The following is a 22,034-nucleotide window of genomic DNA, read 5'->3' as shown; positions in this document are numbered from 1 at the left end:
TTGAAATCAGGAGGTTAGCCGGATGAAATTGCCATTAAACTTCTGCTAACATAGTTTTATCCCATATTAAATGAGCGGTGAAAACGGATGAGTACAATTAAAGTTACCCCTGAGCAGTTACATCACGTATCGAATCAGGTGGATCAGGCGAGGCAACAATTGGAGCATATCCAAGATAATCTCTCCAGGCAGATTATGTTCCTTCAAGCCATGTGGATGGGTGTGACACAGGAGCGCTTTTATGATGATTTTGCGCGGTCACGCCCCGTACTACAGAAAGCACTGGAGAGTATGGTGTATACTACGAAAGAGTTAAAGGATATTGCGATTCGGTTTGAGAATGCAGATGCGGAGAAAGGGAGTCTGGGTAGTGTTATTGGTGCTGTTGGTGCGGCAGCAATGATGAAGAGTTCAGCAAGTGATGCGGGTTCGGGTAATAAGGGCTACCGGATGAAGAAAGTCGATGTCTATGGTAGGTATGTGTGGGTACCGGTGAACGAGAATGGTGAGCTGGATTATACGGCCGTACAGGCTTATGCGAAGGATCAGGGGAATGTGAATATCGACCGGATGCAAGGAGTTCATGTGGAAGCGCCAGAGGAAGATATTTTCAAAATGCAGGTTAAATCTTTGGAAAATAGAATCCATCCCTTCACAGGCGAGCCTGTATCCGATAAGTATGCTCAGATGATGCTGACTTCTCTGAAGTTCAGCCAGATCTTTATGGCATTCCAGATGGTTCGCGGAAGTATGCCTGGTCGCAAAGGGCCGTTTCGCTTGCCTGCTTCTGATCCGGCGGTGGCGAAGATTAAAAAGAATTTGGAAGCGGCTGAAGCGGGGAAAACTAGGAGTACTGAGCGCACGATTAACGTCAGGACGTTTATTTCAACCGATAAATATGTAGGTGAAACTGCTAATGCTATTGAAGCAAGATATCCAGGTAAAGTGGTAGATGTAAATAAAAAAGTATATAGAGCAGATGGAACACCATTGACAGATTATGATATTGAACTTGATAACGCAATAATTCAAGTTAAACAAGGTGGTGGAAAAGGTGCGACGCGACAAGCAATAAATACTGCCTCAAGTACAAATAAAGAAGTTATTGTATATTTACCTAATCAAATTTCAAATTCTGCTGTTGTAAAAGGGCTTCAAAAAGAAGGGTTCCAAGTGTTTACAAGTGAAACGGACTTAATTAATTATGTTGGTAGGTAATAAAAAGGGGAGAATGCTGCATGCAATGGATAATTCTTATTGGCAATGAAAGTTTCACTCTGAACCGTATTCGTAATCTGAAACATTACGGTGAAAATAAATCTACTAATCTTACTGAGAATAGATTTGTTGTAGATTACGGTTACGATCATGTTTTTTATGAAAGTGCAGCAGATATCATTAATGATTATGAAGAAAATGATATAAAACGAATTCCTTTTTCAAACCCTCAATTTATAATGATGACGTATACGAATGAAAAATTGATGAGACAAATATTGTCCCAAGAGAATTTTCCGCGTGGCATCTATATTGATGATGATAATGGGAATATAGTTCCAATAGAAGATTTCATTGTGTCTTAATTATTATTTGGAATTGACCTTGAAGGGGTGCGTCTCTCCAGTTTTTTTACTTTAGAAAAAGCATTAATAAATTAAAAGAAGAGTTTCCAGACTACAAATTTAGTGCTGCTTTTGGAGGTGAATAAGTGCATGTCAATCAGTGCTGTAATATATGAACCACAAAATGATTTTGAACAGAGTTTCTTTGTTCCCATTGCTACGGAATCGTTTTTTAAAGAATGTTGGCAACCTGCGATCGAAGCACTAGGGTTACAATGGACAGACCTCTTCTCATCAGGTGTTGATGTAGAGGAGGAAGATGTACCGTCAATTATTGAGGAACTAATTCAAATCAAAGATTGGGCGGTAAAAAACTTAACTGAGGAACAAAGAAATAAAATGTTCGAAAGAATAACGAGTATTCAAAATAAATTACCACTGGCATTTCAGCGCAAAGATGCTGTTGTTTTTATAGGATAGATCAGTTATCAGTCATGTTACAGTTTGAGGGGGACTACCCAGTGCAGAGTGAATCCATAATTCAATCAATACATAAGACCAGTATAAAGACTTCATCAATTGAGTTGTACACAGGAAAAGGTTTTGGGTGTTGTTTTATAATTTTTTTGTTCATAAGATAATAAATAGGATAGTATAAGGAAAGCATAAAATTAATTTATCTTCAATTTACAGGGGGCATTATGAACCAGCAAATTATTGAAGCCATTAAAGAAAATAAATTATTATTGTTCATAGGTGCAGGATTTTCCCAGCCATTAGATTTTCCGAGTTGGAATGGACTTATAAGCTTAGTACTGAATGAGTTAGCATTAGAGGACGACAAATATAAGAGATTAGAAGAGGTTTTAAGTACTGGTTTGTTTACCTCTTTAGAAGTATTAGATAAAATCAAAGACAAAAAGAAACAGGTATATGAGGTATTATATCATGAAATTGATAAGTCATTAGAAGGACTAAATCTCGACCTGCATCAAAAAGTAGGTAAAATCTCCGCTAAAATTATAACAACTAATTATGACCGATTGCTTGAAACAGCGACAAATTTTAGAAAGGTTGTTTTTGATAATACTTTCCATATCGCAAATTTACATGAAAAAGATAATTTTCTTCTTAAGTTACATGGATGTATAGAGAATCCAGAAAAATGTATTTTGTTTCAGGACGATTATGACCAATTGTACAAGGAGACCGCTGCGATTGAAAAGCTTAAAAATTTAATAGCAGATCATACAATTCTTTTCATTGGATTCAGTATGTCTGACGATTATGTCAATAAGCAGCTTGAATATATTCATACAATTTATAAAGGTTTCTCTAAACAACATTATTATTTGACGGTAGAAAGCTCAGCAAGTGAGCAACATGGGGTTTATCCTATCCATTTGAAGGATTGGAATGAACTTAGCCCTTTTCTAGATAGTCTAATTGAAATTAAAGAAGATTCAGACCAAAATAGTGGAAAAGCATCAAAAAATATAGTCAATGTAACTCCAGTGCGTTCACCTTCAATAGTCAAAGAGGTATCAATTGCGTTGTTAATAGCTGCCCCTATTGACCAAGAGAATAATCCATATTTTGATAAGGTGACTAAACACCTTGCTAAATTCAAGGTCACCATTAAGTGTTTCTACTTCTCTACTGAAGTTTTAAGAAGTCTAGAGGGGTTTAATTATATTTTCATTCTCACTCACACGGTGAAGGATAAATTGATCATTGAGGATCAATATCTAAAGAGTAAATTAATTACACCGCAGGAGATAGAAGAAAATTTAATTACAGACAATCTCAATGGGATATTTATTTTTACAGACAAGCTAATTCGAATATCATCATCGTCCATTTCTATTCCACTTGCAGTCTTTTGGGAAAAAGATTTAAATGGCGTGTTTTTCAAGTTGTTCCAAAAGAAAGCATTAGATAATTTCGAAAACGGACTCATTTTAAATCAGGAAATGTTTGACTTAAACCAAGTGGAGAAGGGGATTTCTAAAAATGTAACGCGAAATGACGATTCTAAACAATGGCTATCAGAGAGTATTGATGTTAAGAATCTTGTCAATTTCGTTGGTCGCAAAACAGATTTAGAGGATATTACTAGGAAAATTATTGATACAAATAAACGAGTTTTAACCATAAAAGGCTCAGGGGGTATTGGCAAAACTACCACAGTAAAAAAAGTTGCGGTGGAGCTATTCGAGAGAGGATACTACATAGATGGAATTTACTTTATTGATTGTGAATTCATTACAAACTATAAATCTTTTGAGTACAAGGTCGCGCAATGCTTTGGCGTTGAGAGCACAATTAATCTGAAGGAACATATTTTGCAAAATAACATTGAACTCAATGCTATTATTATTTTAGATAATTTTGAGACATTACTTTATATCGATGAAATAGATGAAATAAAGTCTCTCGTGACTTTTATGTGTGATCAAGTAAATGTTGTTATAACCTCTAGAGAGTGGGTACAGTTGGAATTTGAGGAGCGTCATGAGATGAGGGCTTTTACGAACGAAGAGGCTTTTCAACTTTTTGGAAAATATTATAAATCTGTATTAAAATCAGAAGAAATCAAAATCCTCAAAGAAGACATACTGGGGAACTTATTAAATAATAATCCTCTAGCAATCAAAATTACAGCAAGGAATCTTCCTAAGTCCAAGAACATGTTCATTCTTAAAACTGATTTGGAGGAGGATTTCTTCAATATCACGAAGGACGGCTACGAGGATATTTTTGATGACGAAACTGATGTTAACATTGAACGTTCTAAATCACTTTACCAGTCGATAGCATATTCCTATAAAAGATTGAAAGTTAATGAAAAGCTATTGTTCGAGTTGCTATGTTTATTTCCTGATGGTATCCACATGAATAATATAAAAAAGTTTTTCTCGCAAACTTATTATAAACTGGATTCGAAAAAGATCACTGATCGTGAAATTAACTCACTAGAGAACAAATCGTTAATTGAAATCAACAAGGGTTTTATTAAGTTACAATCAATAATTGGAAGATTTGCTGAGCATCAATTTTTGAAAAGATCAGAGGGAGAGAAAATTGATTTTTATAAAAGAGCATTTGAATTTATGAACTTTCAGAGCAAGATGCTTTATAAAATTTACGAAGCTGAGCGAGCAATAGGGTTGGAAATTTTTGATCAAAACGTTGAAAACTTTATTAAAAGTTACAGTTATATAACAGCTTTTAATGAGGATCAACAGAATAAGTTAGAGTATATAACGACAACCTTTTTAATGTTTGATTTAATCCATCAAACTCAACAAATTAGTGGAAAACTCGAAAAAATTCAACAGCATTTCGACCTGCCAAAGTCAAATTTATTATTTGAGACTATGTTAGCTAATGCAAAATATAATGAAGGTAATTTTGAGGAAGGATATGATAGGATAAAGAAATCACTTCCAATTGCTGATATGTATAAACTTGATCATTCTGTTGAATTAGAGAGAGATATTCTTAACTCAGCGCTCGAAATATATATATATAGTAATGTGATTGAAGTTAGAAAGTTTGTGAAAGAAAGAGATTTTGATAATTATTTACTTACAGTTAGTTTATTATTCTCCTCAGGTGAATATGGGAAGATTGAGGAATTAACAACTTCATCAGGGAAAGGAATTCCACCATTTACATTAATGGAGATGAAATATAACCTGGATAAGTTAGAATATAATGAGTTGGAAATAGTTATAAGTAGTAGTTTTTATAGAAAAGAATACACACAATTGATGCAAACAACTTACGTTAAAGCTAAAATGGGCAAGATAGATAAAAAAACTATAAATAGACTAGTCGTTACGAATAGATATACCTCTGGTTTGAAATCTTTAATGCTAGCTCTGATAGAGACTGATAGAAAGAAATCTATTAATTTTTATGAGAAGGCAATTCATGATTTACAACCAATTCGTTACTATTATACTGAAGCAATCTATCACTATACTAAATTCTTGCTAAATAACAGCTTGGACAATTACTCACTTTGGTTTGATAAAGGCTTTTTGTTGGCAAAAGAGAACCAGTATAGCTTTCTTCATCATAAATTTAATTGTATGCGTAGAGGTCTTGAATTACCCTATGATGAATCTCAGTATATTTTGTCTGGGGTTTACCAACTTGATAGTATTATTGACTTAGATAAAAATTGAAATAGTTAAAGGTAGCAATAATGTTCGTTGATTAAGTTTTTCTTGAAATTAAAAAACTAACAAATAATTTTATTAAATACCTTAGCGCATTTCCCGCTAAATTCGCATTTCACCTCATTCCTTCATGTACAATCTTCTCTGAGGTGACCTTACCATGAAGGATAATATGTCAAACCTGATCGAAGATTTGTTTCACGGTAACCTAAGATTGGACGAGTTGATTCATCCTGAACAGGCCGAGTATTACGAAATTAACAGCCAAATATCGGACATCATGCAAAACTACAAAACAAAGCTCCCAGATACAGAATATGATGCCTTGGAGCGACTGATCGACTTGATTGGACAATCTACATCTATGTATGTAGAAGCAGCGTTTGAGCAGGGTTTTCGCACAGGCGGCAGACTCATTATTGAGGTTTTAGCCAAACCGTGAGTATCTATCTACCTTATGAGCCAGCAGACAATACACAGCAATTCAAAATCCCCTTCTCCATTACCACCGACTAGGCTGGCATGGGGGAGGGGACTTTGCTTTATGATTTATTTTTTATCTTACCAATCTATCACTACCGCGCTCCAATATTCTTCCCCGCTGGCGTCCCCGATCCAATCAGGTCACTGCCACCTGCAAGCTTCAGGAAATTACCCAATACAGGCGTGCCGTCTGCCGCACGCGTTACCGAAGGTACGAGGGAGACAAAGTCGGCTGCGCTGGCGAGCAGGCCTTTGTCGTTGACGCTTTTTTTGTTTTTCCACCAGACGTTAGTGCTGCTGACATCGGTTCCGCTGGTTTTGTCGCTGGCGCCGCCCTGGAAGGACAAGTTGTTAGTGAAGATGTGGGTACCTTTGTCAAAGGCAAAGTTGCTTTGTCCGTTGTTCCAGGAGGTGTTGTTAGTCATCTGTATGGAACCCGGATTGCTGTTATAGGTAAAGCCATGTTTTTTGTTATTAAACGCAATATTGTTCTCGACAATATGGTTAACGGCAATTTTCTCGCCGCCCAGCTTAAAGCCGTTACCATCGCTGTTCGAAGTGGACGTTCCGTCAGCAGTTGCGCCGTTGCCGTATGCGATACTGTTGCGGATCGTGACGGCACCGATGGCACCTGTGTCTGTTTTACTATAGAGATCCCAGCCATCGTCTACGTTATAAGCGGCAATACAGCCGTCAAAGACGTTCCCCGGACCGACCGTCAGCTTGGCGGCAAAACCGTCCGCATCCTCGCCGTCATCCGGGTCGTAGTTGTTGTGGGAGTAAGAACGAATGACTTCGTTATACGAAGGCCATTCACTCTTGGCGGCGGTAGAAGCATAACGTCCCATCTGAATGCCCGTATCGCGGTTATGGTGGGCTTCGATTTGCTCCAGACGGTTGTAGCTGCCACCGATGAAGATACCGTTATCGCCCGCACCTTTGACTTCAAGACCCTTGACGAACCAGTAGTCTCCGAACATTTGCAATCCCCGATTCGTGGAAGCGAAGGCTTGAGCCGAGAAATCGAAGACGGGTTTTTCCGATCCGTAAGCGACCAGATTTTTGCGCTGTGAGGCGGTGCCGCTGTTACCGCGTTCAATGGTAATCGTTTGCGAGAAGCTGTAGGTTCCGCCGCGCAGATAGATCGTTTTGCCTGGAGCGATTTGGGTCAGAGCGTTAGCGAGTGAAGTCGGACTGTTGATCGTTCCCGGATTGCTGGCAGAGCCGTTAGGGGACACGTATAAATCGCCCGCAGCCAGCGTGATATTGGAACTGTTCACCACTGACTCTGATTCTGAGGTATTAGGCAATCCACCTTCCATCAGTTCTGCGGCACCCACCGAACCACCGCTTAACAGTAATAGAGGGAATGCGGCACTAAGACAGATGTTGGTCATTTTGGATTTCAGGGAACGCTGGGATCGTGCAGATGCATGAGTAGATGTGGTAGGGAATAATTTCATGATGCAAGCCTCCTTGGTTAATTGGAATAAAATATCGAGCTAGCTGGTAAACGGGTATGGACTGAACAAAGCAGAGCAGAGCGTACCTTTAATGAGAGCAGAACATACTGCGTTACGTGCTTCGTCCTACCGTCCAGCTAACTAAAAGGTATCCACCAGAACACAGCTTCATGGTAAATGTTGTAAACGTTATCATCAATAATCATTTGATCAGGTCGCGTTTAAGGCAGGCGGGGCAGGGTTAACTGCTCCAAATCCCATCCCATCCACAGGGGAAATGTAATCCGATCATTGGCTGATCGCCTTTTTTTAACGAACCATCGTCTGAAATGAACGTGAATATGCCTGTTTTTCCCAGGCTGATCACACGAGACTTATCCCTAATCCATCGCTTTGAACTTCACTTTTCTCCAAATCAACAGCTGTCACCACACAAAAAGCCCCATAAGCGGCTGCCAACACAGGCATCCAGACTCATGGGGCGATACTCTCATCTAACTTTTTATACGACAATACTCATTCAATTACGGACAATACTCGTTCGGCTCATCTAACGCCAATTAATACCCATCCGTTTCCCGACTACGCTTTTCGGCCTGCTCAACGGCTGGATCATGTTTCGGCTGTACTGTTGTACTATCGTCTGTGGATACAGTAGCCAGTCCTTCCGCCACTCGTCGCCCGTAATCCGCATCCGCTTGGGTAAAATGAGAGATCATGCGCTCCCGGATATCCGGTTTGCATTGGGCCAATGCGTCGACCATGTTGCTGATTAACTCATCTCGCTCCCAGTCCTCAAATGCCCGGTACGTATCCCCGGCTTGTCCAAAATCATTCGTACGCTCAATCTTCTCCCGCACAAGATGACCCTCCACCAGCGGTTCATGCTCCTTGCCGCGCGACTGAGCCTCCGTTAAGCCCCCGAGCGAAGAAGGCTCGTAGTTCACATGTGGATTCTGACCCGGTGCCCGGTCCACTTTATATTGCATTTGCCCACCGCTTTGATTGGTAGCTACCCGGTTCTTAGGCGCATTCACGGGCAGTTGCAGATAGTTCGCGCCCACCCGGTGACGCTGGGTATCCGAATAGGAGAAGGTACGTCCTTGCAGCAGCTTGTCATCCGAGAAATCAAGCCCGTCCACCAGCACCCCCGTCCCGAATGCGGCTTGTTCCACTTCATTAAAATAATCCTCGGGATTGCGATTTAACGTCATTTTGCCTACAGGCAGAAACGGAAACTGATCCTGCGGCCACAGCTTGGTCGGGTCGAGCGGGTCAAAATCCAGCTCGGGATGCTCGCCATCCTCCATTACCTGAACGCACAGCTCCCATTCGGGAAAGTCACCCTGTTCAATCGCGTGATACAGATCCAGTGTAGCGTGGTTGAAGTTCTGACCTTGAATCTCACTGGCGTCCTTTTGCAGCAGGTTGCGAATGCCTTGTTTCAACGGTTCCCAGTGGTATTTGATGAGCACACCTTTGCCGTCCTGGTTCACCCATTTATATGTATTTACGCCTGACCCCTGCATCTGACGATAATTCGCCGGAATGCCCCATGGAGAGAAGAGAAAGGTCACCATATGTGTCGCTTCAGGACTGAGGGAGACAAAATCGAAAAATCGCTCCATATCCTGTGCGTTGGTCAGCGGGTCGGGCTTGAAGGCATGCACCATATCCGGGAATTTGAGCGGGTCGCGGATGAAAAAGATTTTCAGATTGTTGCCGACTAGATCCCAGTTCCCGTCTTCGGTATAAAATTTAACGGCAAATCCGCGCGGGTCCCGCAGCGTCTCCGGGGAATGCCCGCCATGGATGACGGTCGAGAAGCGTACGAACACGGGCGTTTGTTTGCCTTTTTCCTGAAAAAGACGTGCTCTCGTATACTTCGATACGGGTTCATTTCCAGCCGTTCCATACGCTTCAAATACGCCATGAGCGCCAGCCCCGCGGGCATGCACGACCCGTTCCGGGATACGTTCGCGGTCGAAGTGTGTAATTTTTTCGAGAAAATGATAGTTCTCCAGTGTGGTTGGGCCACGGCTGCCCACGGTTCGTACGTTCTGATTGTCGGTAATGGAATGGCCCTGCCGATCCGTCAACGTCTCTTTTGATGGGTCTGAGGAGTGCCCGGATGGTGAAGAATGTTTATCCATGGAGCGGTATACCACCTTTCCTAAAGTTGGATTCCTGTATATATTTTCCCTGTGGTCAACATCTATACCTAACCCTATCCAGTCTTTTCCGTTAACCAAGTGAAAAAAAACTTGTCTCCTGACCCATCACGTGAGATAATTAACTTTTGCCCAGCGGCCTTTTTTGAAACGGAAAAATAGAAATCGGACCGCTTTGTCTAAGAATGGAGGCTGACCCAGGATTGTCTACACAACGTTACCCTTTTGCATATGATCCGGCTGAACCTTTTGTATCCCGTCTGGGAGAGTGGGTTGCCGATGTGTTTTATGATATTTTGCCAGAGTCCGGCTTCGAGGTACGGGACGAACAGATTTTTATGGCGTACCAGCTCGAACGGGCCTATGGAGATAAAAAGACGATTATGGCCGAGGCCGGCGTAGGAACAGGTAAAACACTCGTTTATCTGCTCTACGCGGTTTGTTATGCACGTTATACGGGCAAACCGGCGGTGATCGCCTGTGCCGATGAGTCTTTGATTGAACAGCTGGTGAAGCCGGGCGGAGATATTGCGAAGCTCGCTGAACATCTGGATTTGCAAGTGGACGCGCGTCTTGGCAAGTCGCCAGATCAGTACGTCTGCCTGAACAAGCTGAGTGCCGTCCGATTCGCGGATGAGGATGCACCAGTGATTGAAGAGGTGTACGAGAGCCTGCCGGAATTCGTGAACACGCCGGGAACACTTCAGGCTTTCCATCCGTATGGTGACCGCAAGCAGTATCCGCATCTGAACGACCGCCAGTGGAACAAGATTAACTGGGACCCGTTTCAGGATTGTTTCGTGTGTCCGAAAAGACAACGCTGCGGCCTGACGCTGTCGCGTGATCATTACCGTCGTTCCAAAGATATCATAATCTGTTCCCATGATTACTATATGGAGCATGTGTGGACCTATGAAGCGCGCAAACGCGAAGGACAATTGCCTTTATTGCCTGACCATAGCTCGGTTGTATTTGATGAAGGCCATTTGCTGGAAGAAGCGGCACTGAACGCCCTGAGTTACAAGCTGAAGCACCGCATTTTCGAGGAACTGGTTACACGTCTGCTTGAAGGCGAGATTCGTGAAACCCTTGCAGAGCGAGTAGATGAGGCGATTGAAAGCAGTGAGCGATTGTTCCGCTTGCTGGATACGTATACGGTGGCGATTCCCGGCTCGGAACGGAAAGAAGTGCGGGTAGAGGCTCCGCTGGTGCGTGAGATTGAACGATTAAACGGCGTGCTGGATGCGATTGGAGAAGAGCTGGTATTCGAAAGCGGTTTGTTCTCGCTGGATGGGTATCAGATGCGTGTCGTGGAAGAGCATTTGGATATGATCCAGACGGCTTTGTCCCTGTTCCGCAAGGAGGATGGTTACATCTGCTGGGCGGAAGAGAGCGAGGATGAGACGACATTGTCGATCATGCCGCGTACCGTAAAAGAAATCCTGAACGAGCGTGTGTTCAACACGGGTATTCCGATTGTGTTTTCGTCGGCTACGCTGTCTGTGGACAACTCATTCCGTTATGTGGCGGATAGTCTGGGGATTGACGATTTTGTATCGTTCTCCGTCGCTTCTCCTTATGATTACGCAGATAAAATGCAGATGAAAATTGCCGAACAAGCGGTTCCAGGCCATGCAGAGAACGAAAACCGTTTGCGTGATGCGGCGGCTTTGCTCCAAGAGAGCGGCGGTCGGGCATTGATCCTGTTCCGTACAATGGAGGAACTGCGCGCATTCAAGCAGGACATCGTTCATGTCCCTGAAGCAGAAGGATTACGCTTTATGTACGAGGGAGACAGAGAGATCAGTGACCTGATTGCAGCGTTCCAGCAGGATGAGGAAAGTGTGCTGTGCTCTGTCAATCTGTGGGAAGGTCTTGACGTTCCAGGACCATCGTTATCCAACGTGATGATCTGGTCACTTCCGTATCCACCGCAGGACCCGGTATTTAATGCCAAACGAAATGCGTCAGCTTCGCCATATGAAGAGATCGATCTTCCGTATATGCTGCTGCGGGTGAAGCAAGGTCTTGGTCGTCTCATTCGCACAAGCAGTGACTCCGGTTCGGCGGCGATTCTGGATGAGTCACTCTATACCCAGAAGGAAGCCAAAGACCGCATTGCCGCTCTACTTCCCGAAGGTGTGGAATGGACAACCTTGGCACATTAAGCGGTGTAGCTCACATATAGGTTTCATACGAAAATAAAAATAAGCTCCTGTTCCCTTGGATACATGATCCGAGGTGAGCAGGGGCTTATTTATTTTGATTAGCTATTCGGTTATTCATTTGGTTCTCGATTTTGTTATGCGATATGAACGTAGAGCTTGTTGTGTAAAGATTGTGGGGTTAAGGATCGCTGCCTTTGGCCTTGTTAAAAAATACCCATGCTCAAATACCGTTCCCCGGTATCCGGCGCAATGCAGAGCACCCGGTGCCCCGGCCCCAGTTCCTTCGCGATGCGAAGGGCGGCCCACACCGAAGCGCCAGAGGAAGGGCCGAGCAGCAGCCCTTCCCGGGCAGCAAGCTGCCGCATCGTATCCAGTGCGTCCTCATCGGACACCTGGATGATGGCATCCCATACGTCGGTATTCAAGATGTCCGGGATGAAGCCCGGACTTGTACCGACGAGCTTGTGCGGTCCGGGCTCGCCGCCGGACAGCACCGGGGAACCCTGCGGCTCCACCGCATAGATGCGGAGGGCGGGAAGCTGCTTGCGCAGCTCTTCGCCCGTTCCGGTGATCGTGCCGCCGGTTCCGGCTGTAGCGATGAAGGCATCCAGCCTGCCATCCATCTGCTCCAGAATCTCGGGCGCTGTCGTGATCCGGTGGATATCCGGATTCGCCTGATTCTCAAACTGCTGGGGAATGAAGCTGCCCGGCAGCTCGGCCTGAAGCTCCTTCGCCTTGCGAATGGCACCAGGCATCCGCTCCGCGGCAGGCGTAAGTACAACTTCTGCGCCATATGCCTTCAAAATGTTGATGCGTTCCTTGGACATGTTGTCCGGCATGATGAGAATTGCTTTGTAGCCTTTGGCTGCGGCATTCATCGCGAGGCCAATCCCGGTATTGCCGCTGGTCGGTTCAATAATGGTTGCCCCAGGCTGCAGCAGACCGTCTCGTTCAGCCTGGGCGATTAAGTTGTAGGCGGCACGGTCCTTGACGCTGCCGCTTGGATTGAAATACTCCAGCTTGACGAATACGTCAGCGGAGTCGCTGCCTGTAAGCCTGCTGAGTCGAACCGCAGGGGTCTGGCCGATCAGTTCCGTCACATCTGCGGCTACGAGCGGATGTGGCTTTGTATTATTTTTCGAAAATGAAGGTAAATGCGAATTTGAACTTCTATCCATAAAGTACAGCTCCTTGATTGAAAAGACGTGTAAGATATATCCGTTTCCCGTATTGGAATGGTTGGATATGTCTTCTCCATCTTAATGAACATCGCTGGCGATGGTCAAGCTGTTCAAAAATCATCATTCGAGTGGAACGCTGGGATTCGCAGTGCTTCCCTTTACCATATTGTTTTGGAAACGGATTGCACCTCATACCTCGAAAACCAATCGTACTCAGGTTTGCGTCAGATCCATCTGCAGATGGCGGCTCAGTTCTTTTTTGACCTCATTACGTGCAAATGTCCAGAGCATATAGAACTGTTGCATGTATCCCCTGCACAAATAAACGGTTTCAATGCCATCCTTTCCCCGTGTTTCCTCCAGAACTTTCACGCCACGGGTTCTCATCTGTTTTCTCAGTCCCAGCATCTCCTTAAGTACCTCATTCTGAATACGGGTGAGCGACAGAATATAGACCTCGGGCATTTTCAGAAGCAACGTATCCAGTGCTCGAATATCCCGTTCCAGTACATCGAGCAAAAGGGTGCGTACAACCATGCCTTTGATCAGGCGGTGATCTTCATCGGAAGGGGAGGGGGCGGAAGTAGAAGAGGATGTCATGCAATTCACTTCCTTAACCTATAATTGGGATTTAATGTTTACAGAACGTGTGTTCCTATATTATAATCAATATATGCAAAAGAGAACCGTTATACAACCGAGAAATAATGGAAATGGGTTTGTTCTCGATTTTAATCGTTTGTATAGAAATTTAAGTTGAAGTAAGGCGAACTCATCATTCATCTCACTTAAGTCTAATTGCCGAGTAAGAGCACATGATTTGCGTTACAACATATGTGATGTGTTAGTTGAGAAGTTTGTGGTTTTCAAATGGGTGAATACTTGTCAAGAACGGACAAGCTTACTCCAAATTTTAGGTATAATTTATGGGTTTTGCAGGAAACCTAAGGTCAGATGCAACGTCAACTTGGTAAACGATATATTCGGAGTTCACGTTCCTTGCATGCGGATATTGTAATTAGAAATAACATTGAACACATTGAAGAATTGGCAAAACGAGCATCAAAAAAGCCCTGCCTTGGGCGGCAGGGCCTTGAGTATATGCTGCCGATACAGCGGCAGTCTAAATGTTAGATGTGCAGAGCAATAAAATATAAGCTTCTTCCTTAGTAAACAAACAACTAGAACAAAAGTCTGCAACAGATTTTTTATCCCTTATTAAGCAAGATATTGAGGTTTCTCGTAATAGGCATCTTTTTCTAAAATGACCTTGTAAGGCCGCTCCTTGCCCTTCAGTGATGGGCCGATGGTAACGAGCGGTACGGCCGGTTTGTGGAAACGATCCTCTTCCTTGGGTTCCGGAACCGGTCGTGATGAATCAGGCGCAGAACTAAGGCGAACTTTCTTCTCGCTGCCCCAGCGCTTGCTTATTTTTTTCATTTCCGGTCTCATTCCGGTTCGCCTCCTAACAGATCGTTGATGGCGTTAAACAGTTGACGATTTTGCAAGTCAATGTGCTGAAACACCGCCTCATCCGCTTCAATATGACCAATAATGTGAACGGTAATTACATACCTCTTGGCTACAGGATAGCACAGCAGATACTCTTTCTCAAGGTAATCGTCGTACAGATTTACTTTGATTTTGTTTTCTTGATATGAATCGACAACAAGAATGCGTTTAGGATCATCCGGCGGTTTGTCATCATTGGCGGACAAGTCGTATTTTCTGCCGGGTTCTCCAACATTACCACATAATTGCTCAATATAACCATTACCATCTGTACGATAGATCGCAGTGCCGCGTACAGTGAATGGTGGATGTGAAACAAAGGCACTTCGCAACGCATCACTCATGCGTTCGAGCATCTGGGCATCTGCTTTGCGTGTGCGCAGCAATTCCCTAAAGAAACGTAGCAGCTTGAATAGCTGCAGTCTTGCCTGATCTTCGGAGCGTTTATGATTCTCGATGATACGCTCGGCTTCGGGATCACTCCAGCGTCCTTGCTCTTCAATGCTGTCTGCGATCTTGGAGCAGGCTACAGATACGGCGGGAGCCCATTTTCCGTCAGAACGAATCTCATATACCAGCGGATTCAATCCCAGCAGATCGGTGGGCATCCGCAATCCTTCGACTTTGGCAGCATCCTTGATGTCCGTAATATCTTCAGGAAGAATGAAAAAAATACGCTTTCGTCCCAGACGGCCCATAAATAGACCCATTTCAAGCATTGTATTATCCCGAACCGATGCGTAGTACTTCCCGCGAATTTTGGATATGTCATCCGGATGGAAGATAAAAATGGCAAAGTCCGTTGTGCGTACCTCAGTTTCCAGATCGTCCATGGTATAACTGCTTGGATTAAATACCCCCGAGTACCACGGGGTGACTTCGGCTGAAAAACGCAAGTTTTCGTGTACAGCGGCTGCAATCGGCTTCGCTTCCAGCGAGCAGCCAATAAAGACTCTCGGCTTTAACGTTTTCATCACTCCGCCTCGCTTAAACGGTAATGGGATTCAATTGTTATATTATACCATAAAAAGCAGAGTAAGTCTGGAAACGTTTGAATTGTATGGATGATACCGTTCGATATAGTGTATGTGCATAAGGAAAAGGATTCCTTAGCTAACGACCAGAAAATAAAAAAAAGCCCGTAATTGTCACAGTTGGGTGACTGCACTGTTATATTTGAAAGCTTCGGTCATAGAATAAAGGAGCAGGTAGCACCATTCGTAAGCTTTGCTGATCCCGGTGTGCCTGTATGACCGCTGGAGCAGTCCAGAGGCTGTTTTACGCGTGTTTTTGATGGGTTGCTTGTTTAGACCCAGTTACATTGGTGTTATATAATAGAAGTACAAGCAAGTTAGCTTTGGTGTTTAAATTGAATTAAATTTAAATGCTGTGAGTTGAATCTCCCTTTCACACGTTAACGAAGAGTGCAGAACCCGTCTGTAGAAGCGAAGCGCTCGCGTTTATCACAGGATTTTTCCTTTTGAAAAAAGGAATCAAAAAAAATCCGGGGATAACAGCGATCGAAAGAGGGTACTGCAATCGAAGTGGTAAGTGTAAAGTGACCTGTTCAACCTTCTGAATCATTTATTTTTCAATTTAACCAAGCACAGCTAACCACAAAACACAGAAAGGATCAGGATACCATGAGTCCCCGAAGGACAATCTCCCCAAGGACAATCTGGAAACGTTACGATCTCTCATACACATAGCGCCCCTTGTAGAGTAAACCAACCGTATTTCAAAAAAACGGCTGACTCTGCGAAAGAGGGGATTGGGATGAATATTCGAAGGACGTACACGATGATTTCTTCCAGGCTTGCCTTTTGCAGGGTACGGTCGGTCTAAAAAACCAACTACAAACTGCGAGGGAACCTGTATGAAGAGAACATCGTTAACCGTACAACACGTTAAGACAGAAGCGATCAAGTTTGCAATTATGTTACTTGGTACATTTATTTTGGCATTTGCTTATTATCACATTAACTTTCAGAATCATTTATCGGAGGGCGGATTTGTCGGTCTGGCCCTGCTCGGAAAATATGCAACGGGTTTATCGCCGGCGATCGGCATGTTGCTGCTCGACATTCCTGTCATGATCTTGGCCTGGTTCATCAAAGGCTGGAAATTCATGATCCAAGCGTTGCTTGGTGTGGGTGCATTTTCCCTATTCTATGACGGCTTTGAGCGTTACTCCACACTGGTGATGAATTTTAACGGAAACCTGTGGATTCCTGCAGTACTATCCGGTGTATTGACCGGAATTGGTGCGGGAATTGTGCTTCGCTTTGGTGGAGCGACAGGCGGAGACGATATTCTCGCCGTGCTCGTCAGCCGCTGGAAGGGATGGAAGCTGGGAACGGTTTTCTTTGTCAGTGATGCGTTCGTTTTAGGATTGTCACTCTTCTTTCTTCCGGTAAAAGAAACTTTATATACAATTCTGGCTGTATGGATTGCCAGCAAAATGATTACGTATGTGGTCAGCATTCCGGCTCGCGGTACAGTGGTTACAACGTCGGCTGTGAAATTGCCGATTCCATCGGTTGCTGCCAAAGCGGTCAATGCGGCTACAGCCACAACACGGACTTCCGTGGCACAAGGTGTAACGCATTGAGCAGGCAATTCAGAATAACCCATTGCTTATACGGCATAAAAAGTATTCGGGCTTTATTAAGCGCTGACTGGATTGAAGTAAGCTCTGATTTAGAGAGGAATCCCTTTTGTCTGCAGACTCGCAGCAAGAGGGATTTTTTGTTTGCATTTGGAATGCTTTTAAATGGATGACCTGGACATTAGTGTGGTAAATGTATAATTACGATTTAAGAGAACGAGAAATTTGTCCATCCTGATTATGAATGATGGCTCGAATATGATGTTTGGTGCTCCATGCTTTAGCGGCATCAACAGCCTCCGCTTTGGTATCGTAGGTGGAATAGTAATCGGATGTACCTTCTTGTTTAATGGCCCAGCCCGTTTCGGTCGGTACAACATGAATGTTGTGATGACTCTTGGACGAGGAGACAGGTTCAGAGTGGCGCCGATCCCGAGAGGACGATTTTGAAGAAGTCGACTCATCCTGTTTTTTGGATGATGTATGAGAAGCCGAATCGGAGCCTGATGCCGTATGATCAGGGTGATTCTCATCCCATTCCTCCGCCTTGGCTGTTGCAATGGCAATAGCCCGTCCTTCTTCATAACCGTCATCAAGCAGAGCGTTGGCAATGTCGATCGCTTTATGCCGAATGCGTGGCTTCAAATTTTTCATGGATACCGGGTAATCGTTTTTGTTCCATGGCATATGTTATCCCTCCTGAAATAGTATGGATTAGTAGTATATTACCCTTAGGCCCACAGGCAAATCAGGATAAATACCAAACCAGTTCTCGTCCCTTTTCTATACTTCCGGGGGCATAGGGCGTATAATACGTTGATGAAGAAAAATTGGATAAAATCAAACATAAGAACCAATATAAAGGAGAACGTACATAATGTTCAGTTTAAGTCTGGCTCTTCCGATGTTATTCACCATGCTGATCCATGCCACAGATAGCCTCTCCTATGCACTTCGTCTTGGCGGTTTACGTACGCGTCGGATTGCTCTTGCGATATCCCTCGCAGGCATTTTGCTGCTCGTCTCCCGCACATCCAATATGGCACAGGGCCCCATGATTGGTAGTCTGGTGGATGCCGCCACCCGTGGAGCTAACCCGCACTTTGCAACCCAACTCCATTGGTTGATGGGGGCGGCAACGATAGGAACGGCGTTAGCTATTCTCTGTTTCCCGACGATGGTCAAACTCTCATCCAGAATGGTGGTGCATTTTGAAGCGGCAGGTTCCATCCCCGGCATGGTGCGCCAATTGATGAAACGCAGTAAACTCCGAAATGCAACATACTACATTACTGCACCATCCTGGGAGATGGCCAAACGTTTGGTGCAGCATGGCATGCCAAGACGGTTAATGCTGCTTAATGTAGCCGTAACTGCCATCTATACTACAGGTGTTTTGTCCAGTTTATACGCAGCGTATCTATACCCGGATCAGGCTGTTGCTGCCTCTCAATCGACAGGATTGATTAACGGTATGGCAACCATTTTGCTTACGATTCTGGTCGACCCGCGGATTTCACTCCTGAGTGACCGATCTTTGCGTGGTGAAATCCGGCTGAATCGCATGAACCAAATTTATGGCTGCATGCTGATCTCTCGTCTTTTTGGCACACTTGTAGCGCAAGTTCTATTGATTCCTTTGGCTTATTGGATCGGTTGGATTGTAAGTATGATGTGATGATAGAACTGGCATTATCAGGAATGTAACCATACAATTCTGAAGGCCAGTTTTTTGGAATTCCGGCTCAAAGTGAATCGAAAAAAAGACAAAAAAACTTATTTTGTATTGAAAATTTACATAATAGGTTATAAAAGTGCAAAATATTTAAAACAATGGTGGTATACTTATTTAATATGGGTTATTATGAAATAGGAATGTGTTTTCACTTTAATTCCCAACATATGATAAAAATTACCTGCTACATGCTGTGACGCTTCAGATAACTCCTATTTTTTACCACCCAAAGGCAACCAGACGTCGTTCTCTTTGCTTCTCCTTTACAAGTCACTTATTCCAAGGTATCAACCCTCTGATTAGATTTCATTAAGCTGTAATGAATACTATTTTGCGCATAACACAAAACAATGAACTTAATTAAACCGAACAGTCTGTTTTTTAAAAAAATCCAAGCCTAGCATTCTTGAACGGAACTTGTATCAGAACGGCTATTTACGCCACTTGTCAGACCGAATAGTCAGTCTTCTATCTCGTGAGTCATCCTTTACAAAATTTTTATTTAATATTGGGGGGAGACCTGCTCATGATCGTCATGATTGATAATTTTGATTCTTTCACGTATAACCTTGTGCAGTACTTCGCTGATTTGGGTGAGACCGTAAACGTGTATCGTAATAATGCGATTACGGTGAAAAAATTGGACGAGATATCTCCAGATTATATCGTGATTTCTCCAGGTCCATCCAATCCGTCTAATGCCGGAGTTTCTCTTGAAGTGATACGATATTTTGCTGGAAAAATTCCCATTCTTGGTGTATGTCTTGGCCATCAAGCGATCGCGCAGGCGTTTGGAGGGAAAGTGGAATCAGCCAGGCATCTGATGCACGGTAAGGCTTCGGATATCTCGCATGATGGTAAAACATTGTTCGAAGGGCTGCCGGTCGTTCTGAATGTGGCAAGATACCATTCGCTTATTGTCAATCCTGACCTGCCTGAAGAATTGGAAGTTACGGCATGGTCTAGCGAAGGGGAAGTGATGGCACTTCGCCATAAGAAATGGAGTATAGAAGGAGTGCAGTTCCATCCGGAATCCATCATTACGCCATCCGGCAAACAGATTCTGGCTAACTTTTTGCAGAACTGCTCTTACCCAAAGACAGAATCCGACTCAAGTTACGTTACGCTCTAAACTCACTTCTCAAGGAGGTATTCTTGAATGAATCAATCCGATGCCAATCCGTACATCTTATTTGATTTTGTAAGCGAGGATCGTTGTAAACAGCGTAAAATTTTCACCAATCCTGTTGAAGTCATTAAGGCAACATCTATTGAAGAGGTAAAACCGGCTTTGAGGGAAATTCAGGATGCTGTTGATAAAGGATATTATGCAGTAGGTTATGTATCTTACGAAGCTGCGCCGGCTTTCGATCCCGCTTTTCGAGTTCATTCAGATGTGGTTTTACCGCTCATATGGTTTGGTATTTTTGAAGGGTATGATACAGGCTATGCATCCTCATCTAACGAGTATCAGATTTCAGGATGGGAACCAACGGTTACAGAGAATACTTATCATCAAAATATACATAAAATTCACGAAGCCATCGCGCGGGGAGACACCTATCAGGTCAATTATACGATGCGCCTTCGATCAGAATATGAGGGTGATCCCTACGCTTTTTATACAAAGTTATGTGATGCACAGCAGGCGGATTACTCAGCCATGCTGCAACTCGGTGATATCAGTATTTTGAGTGCTTCACCTGAATTATTTTTCAAAAAGAATGGAAATCAGCTGGAGACTCGTCCAATGAAAGGAACGGTGAAACGGGGGCTTTACCAGGAACAGGACGACGAATTGGCCAAGTGGTTGCATCAATCCCCGAAAAATCGGGCTGAAAATGTGATGATTACAGATTTGCTCCGGAACGATCTTAGTGTTATTGCCGAGACGGGAAGTGTACAAGTACCGAGACTTTTTGATATTGAGAAATATTATACTTTGTTCCAAATGACCTCTACGGTTACAGCAAATACAAGGTCCCATATCCAGTTAGAGGACGTGTTCACAGCACTTTTCCCCTGTGGTTCTATCACTGGGGCGCCGAAAATCAGCACAATGGATTTAATTTATGAACTGGAAGATACACCAAGAGAGATCTATTGCGGATCGATTGGTATGTTAAGTCCGGATGGTTCATCCGTTTTTAACGTAGCGATTCGGACAGTGTGGATGGATCATCAGCGGAATCAGGCTGAATATGGTGTGGGCGGAGGGATCACTTGGGACTCGACAGCTTCGGATGAATATGCAGAGGCCAAAACTAAAGCGTTGATGCTAACGGAACAAAAGCCGTATTTTGAATTATTGGAATCGCTTCGATTGGAGAAGGGACAGTATTCGCTCTTGGAACGTCATCTTGACCGAATGATGGATTCTGCATCCTATTTTAACTTTGTGGCGGATAGAGAGGTTATCCACAACCAACTGACTGTTTATGCCAGCAAACATACAACCGGTCTGCATAAGGTCAGAGTGCTGTTATCTCCATTGGGAGAAATTTCGGTTGAGAGCACACCGTTTATAGATCGAAGAGAAACACAGACGGTAGCTCTCGCAAAATCACCAATTTTGTCCAATCAGCGCTTCTTATATCACAAGACAACGTATCGGGACATGTACGATGTCCATCGCATGGCAGGTGGAGATGCTTATGATGTTCTTCTGTGGAATGAGCATAGGGAACTTACTGAATTCATAACAGGAAATGTTGTCATTGAGCAAAAAGGTAAAAAATACACACCGCCAAGAGATAGCGGGTTGTTAGCGGGCACATTCCGAAATCAGCTCTTGAATGACGGAATTCTTGAAGAAAAGGTATTAACGTACAAAGACATAATTGAAGCAACAAATATATGGCTTATTAATAGTGTCCGAGGGTGGGTCTCCGTTAAAATTTCACAGGAAAGTCTGGACCGTTCGTTACAGGAACTCACCGTTACCTCAGGGCAGTGAAAGGA

17 protein-coding genes are annotated in these 22,034 nt (G+C 43.7%); 10 read left to right on the top strand and 7 right to left on the bottom strand.

Annotated features, from left to right (window positions below; all coding sequences use genetic code 11):
- Positions 1 to 87: 87 nt before the first annotated feature.
- The 5 genes from EC604_RS00715 (at position 88) to EC604_RS00695 (ending at position 6,194) form a co-directional block, all read left to right on the top strand.
- The gene (locus EC604_RS00715; RefSeq protein ID WP_123062315.1) at positions 88 to 1,218 is read left to right on the top strand and encodes a WXG100 family type VII secretion target; all 1,131 of its coding nucleotides are present in this window, start codon (positions 88 to 90) and stop codon (positions 1,216 to 1,218) included.
- Between the two features lie 20 nt (positions 1,219 to 1,238).
- Positions 1,239 to 1,583: a hypothetical protein gene (locus EC604_RS00710; protein WP_123062314.1), complete on the top strand. Its 345-nt coding sequence runs from the start codon at positions 1,239 to 1,241 to the stop codon at positions 1,581 to 1,583.
- 129 nt (positions 1,584 to 1,712) lie between these two features.
- Positions 1,713 to 2,042, top strand: a complete 330-nt coding sequence (locus EC604_RS00705; RefSeq protein WP_123062313.1) for a hypothetical protein — start codon at positions 1,713 to 1,715, stop codon at positions 2,040 to 2,042.
- A gap of 221 nt (positions 2,043 to 2,263) precedes the next feature.
- Positions 2,264 to 5,758, top strand: a complete 3,495-nt coding sequence (locus tag EC604_RS00700; RefSeq protein ID WP_123062312.1) for an SIR2 family protein — start codon at positions 2,264 to 2,266, stop codon at positions 5,756 to 5,758.
- A gap of 154 nt (positions 5,759 to 5,912) precedes the next feature.
- Complete coding sequence (locus tag EC604_RS00695; RefSeq protein WP_123062311.1) at positions 5,913 to 6,194, top strand: DUF6809 family protein; 282 nt, start codon at positions 5,913 to 5,915, stop codon at positions 6,192 to 6,194.
- A 133-nt stretch (positions 6,195 to 6,327) separates the two neighbouring features.
- Here EC604_RS00695 and EC604_RS00690 read toward each other — a convergent pair whose 3' ends face one another.
- Entirely contained in the window at positions 6,328 to 7,557 is a 1,230-nt protein-coding gene (locus tag EC604_RS00690) for a right-handed parallel beta-helix repeat-containing protein (RefSeq protein WP_240036638.1), read from the bottom strand.
- A 701-nt stretch (positions 7,558 to 8,258) separates the two neighbouring features.
- Complete coding sequence (locus tag EC604_RS00685) at positions 8,259 to 9,851, bottom strand: catalase (protein WP_123062309.1); 1,593 nt, start codon at positions 9,849 to 9,851, stop codon at positions 8,259 to 8,261.
- A gap of 221 nt (positions 9,852 to 10,072) precedes the next feature.
- Between EC604_RS00685 and EC604_RS00680 the strand changes: the two genes are divergently transcribed.
- Positions 10,073 to 12,037 (top strand): ATP-dependent DNA helicase, encoded by a 1,965-nt coding sequence (locus EC604_RS00680; protein ID WP_240036589.1) that lies wholly within the window; start codon positions 10,073 to 10,075, stop codon positions 12,035 to 12,037.
- 203 nt (positions 12,038 to 12,240) lie between these two features.
- On the opposite strand, the gene cysK is transcribed toward EC604_RS00680, so the two are convergent.
- From cysK to EC604_RS00660, 4 genes are all read right to left on the bottom strand, one after another.
- Positions 12,241 to 13,215 carry a cysteine synthase A gene (gene cysK, locus EC604_RS00675; protein ID WP_240036588.1) on the bottom strand — a complete coding sequence of 325 codons (975 nt, stop codon included), beginning with the start codon at positions 13,213 to 13,215 and terminating at the stop codon, positions 12,241 to 12,243.
- 216 nt (positions 13,216 to 13,431) lie between these two features.
- Positions 13,432 to 13,818, bottom strand: coding sequence for a hypothetical protein (locus EC604_RS00670; protein ID WP_123062307.1), 387 nt, complete (start codon positions 13,816 to 13,818; stop codon positions 13,432 to 13,434).
- Positions 13,819 to 14,436: 618 nt separating this feature from the next.
- Positions 14,437 to 14,670: a hypothetical protein gene (locus EC604_RS00665; protein WP_123062306.1), complete on the bottom strand. Its 234-nt coding sequence runs from the start codon at positions 14,668 to 14,670 to the stop codon at positions 14,437 to 14,439.
- Positions 14,667 to 15,704, bottom strand: a complete 1,038-nt coding sequence (locus EC604_RS00660; RefSeq protein ID WP_123062305.1) for a nucleotide-binding protein — start codon at positions 15,702 to 15,704, stop codon at positions 14,667 to 14,669. The genes EC604_RS00665 and EC604_RS00660 overlap by 4 nt, the downstream gene beginning before the upstream one ends.
- A 902-nt stretch (positions 15,705 to 16,606) precedes the next feature.
- On the opposite strand from EC604_RS00660, the gene EC604_RS00655 reads away from it, so the two are divergent.
- Positions 16,607 to 17,341 (top strand): YitT family protein, encoded by a 735-nt coding sequence (locus EC604_RS00655; protein WP_123062304.1) that lies wholly within the window; start codon positions 16,607 to 16,609, stop codon positions 17,339 to 17,341.
- 198 nt (positions 17,342 to 17,539) lie between these two features.
- On the opposite strand, the gene EC604_RS00650 is transcribed toward EC604_RS00655, so the two are convergent.
- Complete coding sequence (locus EC604_RS00650; RefSeq protein ID WP_123062303.1) at positions 17,540 to 18,025, bottom strand: DUF2188 domain-containing protein; 486 nt, start codon at positions 18,023 to 18,025, stop codon at positions 17,540 to 17,542.
- 190 nt (positions 18,026 to 18,215) lie between these two features.
- On the opposite strand from EC604_RS00650, the gene EC604_RS00645 reads away from it, so the two are divergent.
- The 3 genes from EC604_RS00645 to pabB all read left to right on the top strand — a co-directional run bounded on the left by EC604_RS00645 (position 18,216) and on the right by pabB (position 22,029).
- Entirely contained in the window at positions 18,216 to 19,016 is an 801-nt protein-coding gene (locus EC604_RS00645; protein ID WP_123062302.1) for a lipid II flippase Amj family protein, read from the top strand.
- A gap of 583 nt (positions 19,017 to 19,599) precedes the next feature.
- Positions 19,600 to 20,205, top strand: a complete 606-nt coding sequence (locus EC604_RS00640; protein WP_123062301.1) for an anthranilate synthase component II — start codon at positions 19,600 to 19,602, stop codon at positions 20,203 to 20,205.
- Between the two features lie 27 nt (positions 20,206 to 20,232).
- On the top strand, positions 20,233 to 22,029 hold the full coding sequence (gene pabB, locus EC604_RS00635) for an aminodeoxychorismate synthase component I (protein ID WP_123062300.1): 1,797 nt from the start codon (positions 20,233 to 20,235) through the stop codon (positions 22,027 to 22,029).
- The last annotated feature ends 5 nt before the right edge of the window (positions 22,030 to 22,034 follow it).

The sequence above is a fragment of the Paenibacillus amylolyticus genome (assembly GCF_003719335.1).
GTDB classification, from domain to species: Bacteria; Bacillota; Bacilli; order Paenibacillales; family Paenibacillaceae; genus Paenibacillus; species Paenibacillus amylolyticus_D.
Note: the sequence above shows the minus strand (reverse complement) of the source record. Positions and strands in the feature narration are given on the sequence as shown.

Coding starts and splice junctions, on each gene's coding strand:
- EC604_RS00715 (WP_123062315.1), top strand. CDS start 88: ATGAGTACAATTAAAGTTACCCCTGAGCAGTTACATCACGTATCGAAT.
- EC604_RS00710 (WP_123062314.1), top strand. CDS start 1,239: ATGCAATGGATAATTCTTATTGGCAATGAAAGTTTCACTCTGAACCGT.
- EC604_RS00705 (WP_123062313.1), top strand. CDS start 1,713: ATGTCAATCAGTGCTGTAATATATGAACCACAAAATGATTTTGAACAG.
- EC604_RS00700 (WP_123062312.1), top strand. CDS start 2,264: ATGAACCAGCAAATTATTGAAGCCATTAAAGAAAATAAATTATTATTG.
- EC604_RS00695 (WP_123062311.1), top strand. CDS start 5,913: ATGAAGGATAATATGTCAAACCTGATCGAAGATTTGTTTCACGGTAAC.
- EC604_RS00690 (WP_240036638.1), bottom strand. CDS start 7,557: ATGGAAGGTGGATTGCCTAATACCTCAGAATCAGAGTCAGTGGTGAAC.
- EC604_RS00685 (WP_123062309.1), bottom strand. CDS start 9,851: ATGGATAAACATTCTTCACCATCCGGGCACTCCTCAGACCCATCAAAA.
- cysK (WP_240036588.1), bottom strand. CDS start 13,215: ATGGATAGAAGTTCAAATTCGCATTTACCTTCATTTTCGAAAAATAAT.
- EC604_RS00670 (WP_123062307.1), bottom strand. CDS start 13,818: ATGACATCCTCTTCTACTTCCGCCCCCTCCCCTTCCGATGAAGATCAC.
- EC604_RS00665 (WP_123062306.1), bottom strand. CDS start 14,670: ATGAGACCGGAAATGAAAAAAATAAGCAAGCGCTGGGGCAGCGAGAAG.
- EC604_RS00660 (WP_123062305.1), bottom strand. CDS start 15,704: ATGAAAACGTTAAAGCCGAGAGTCTTTATTGGCTGCTCGCTGGAAGCG.
- EC604_RS00655 (WP_123062304.1), top strand. CDS start 16,607: ATGAAGAGAACATCGTTAACCGTACAACACGTTAAGACAGAAGCGATC.
- EC604_RS00650 (WP_123062303.1), bottom strand. CDS start 18,025: ATGCCATGGAACAAAAACGATTACCCGGTATCCATGAAAAATTTGAAG.
- EC604_RS00645 (WP_123062302.1), top strand. CDS start 18,216: ATGTTCAGTTTAAGTCTGGCTCTTCCGATGTTATTCACCATGCTGATC.
- EC604_RS00640 (WP_123062301.1), top strand. CDS start 19,600: ATGATCGTCATGATTGATAATTTTGATTCTTTCACGTATAACCTTGTG.
- pabB (WP_123062300.1), top strand. CDS start 20,233: ATGAATCAATCCGATGCCAATCCGTACATCTTATTTGATTTTGTAAGC.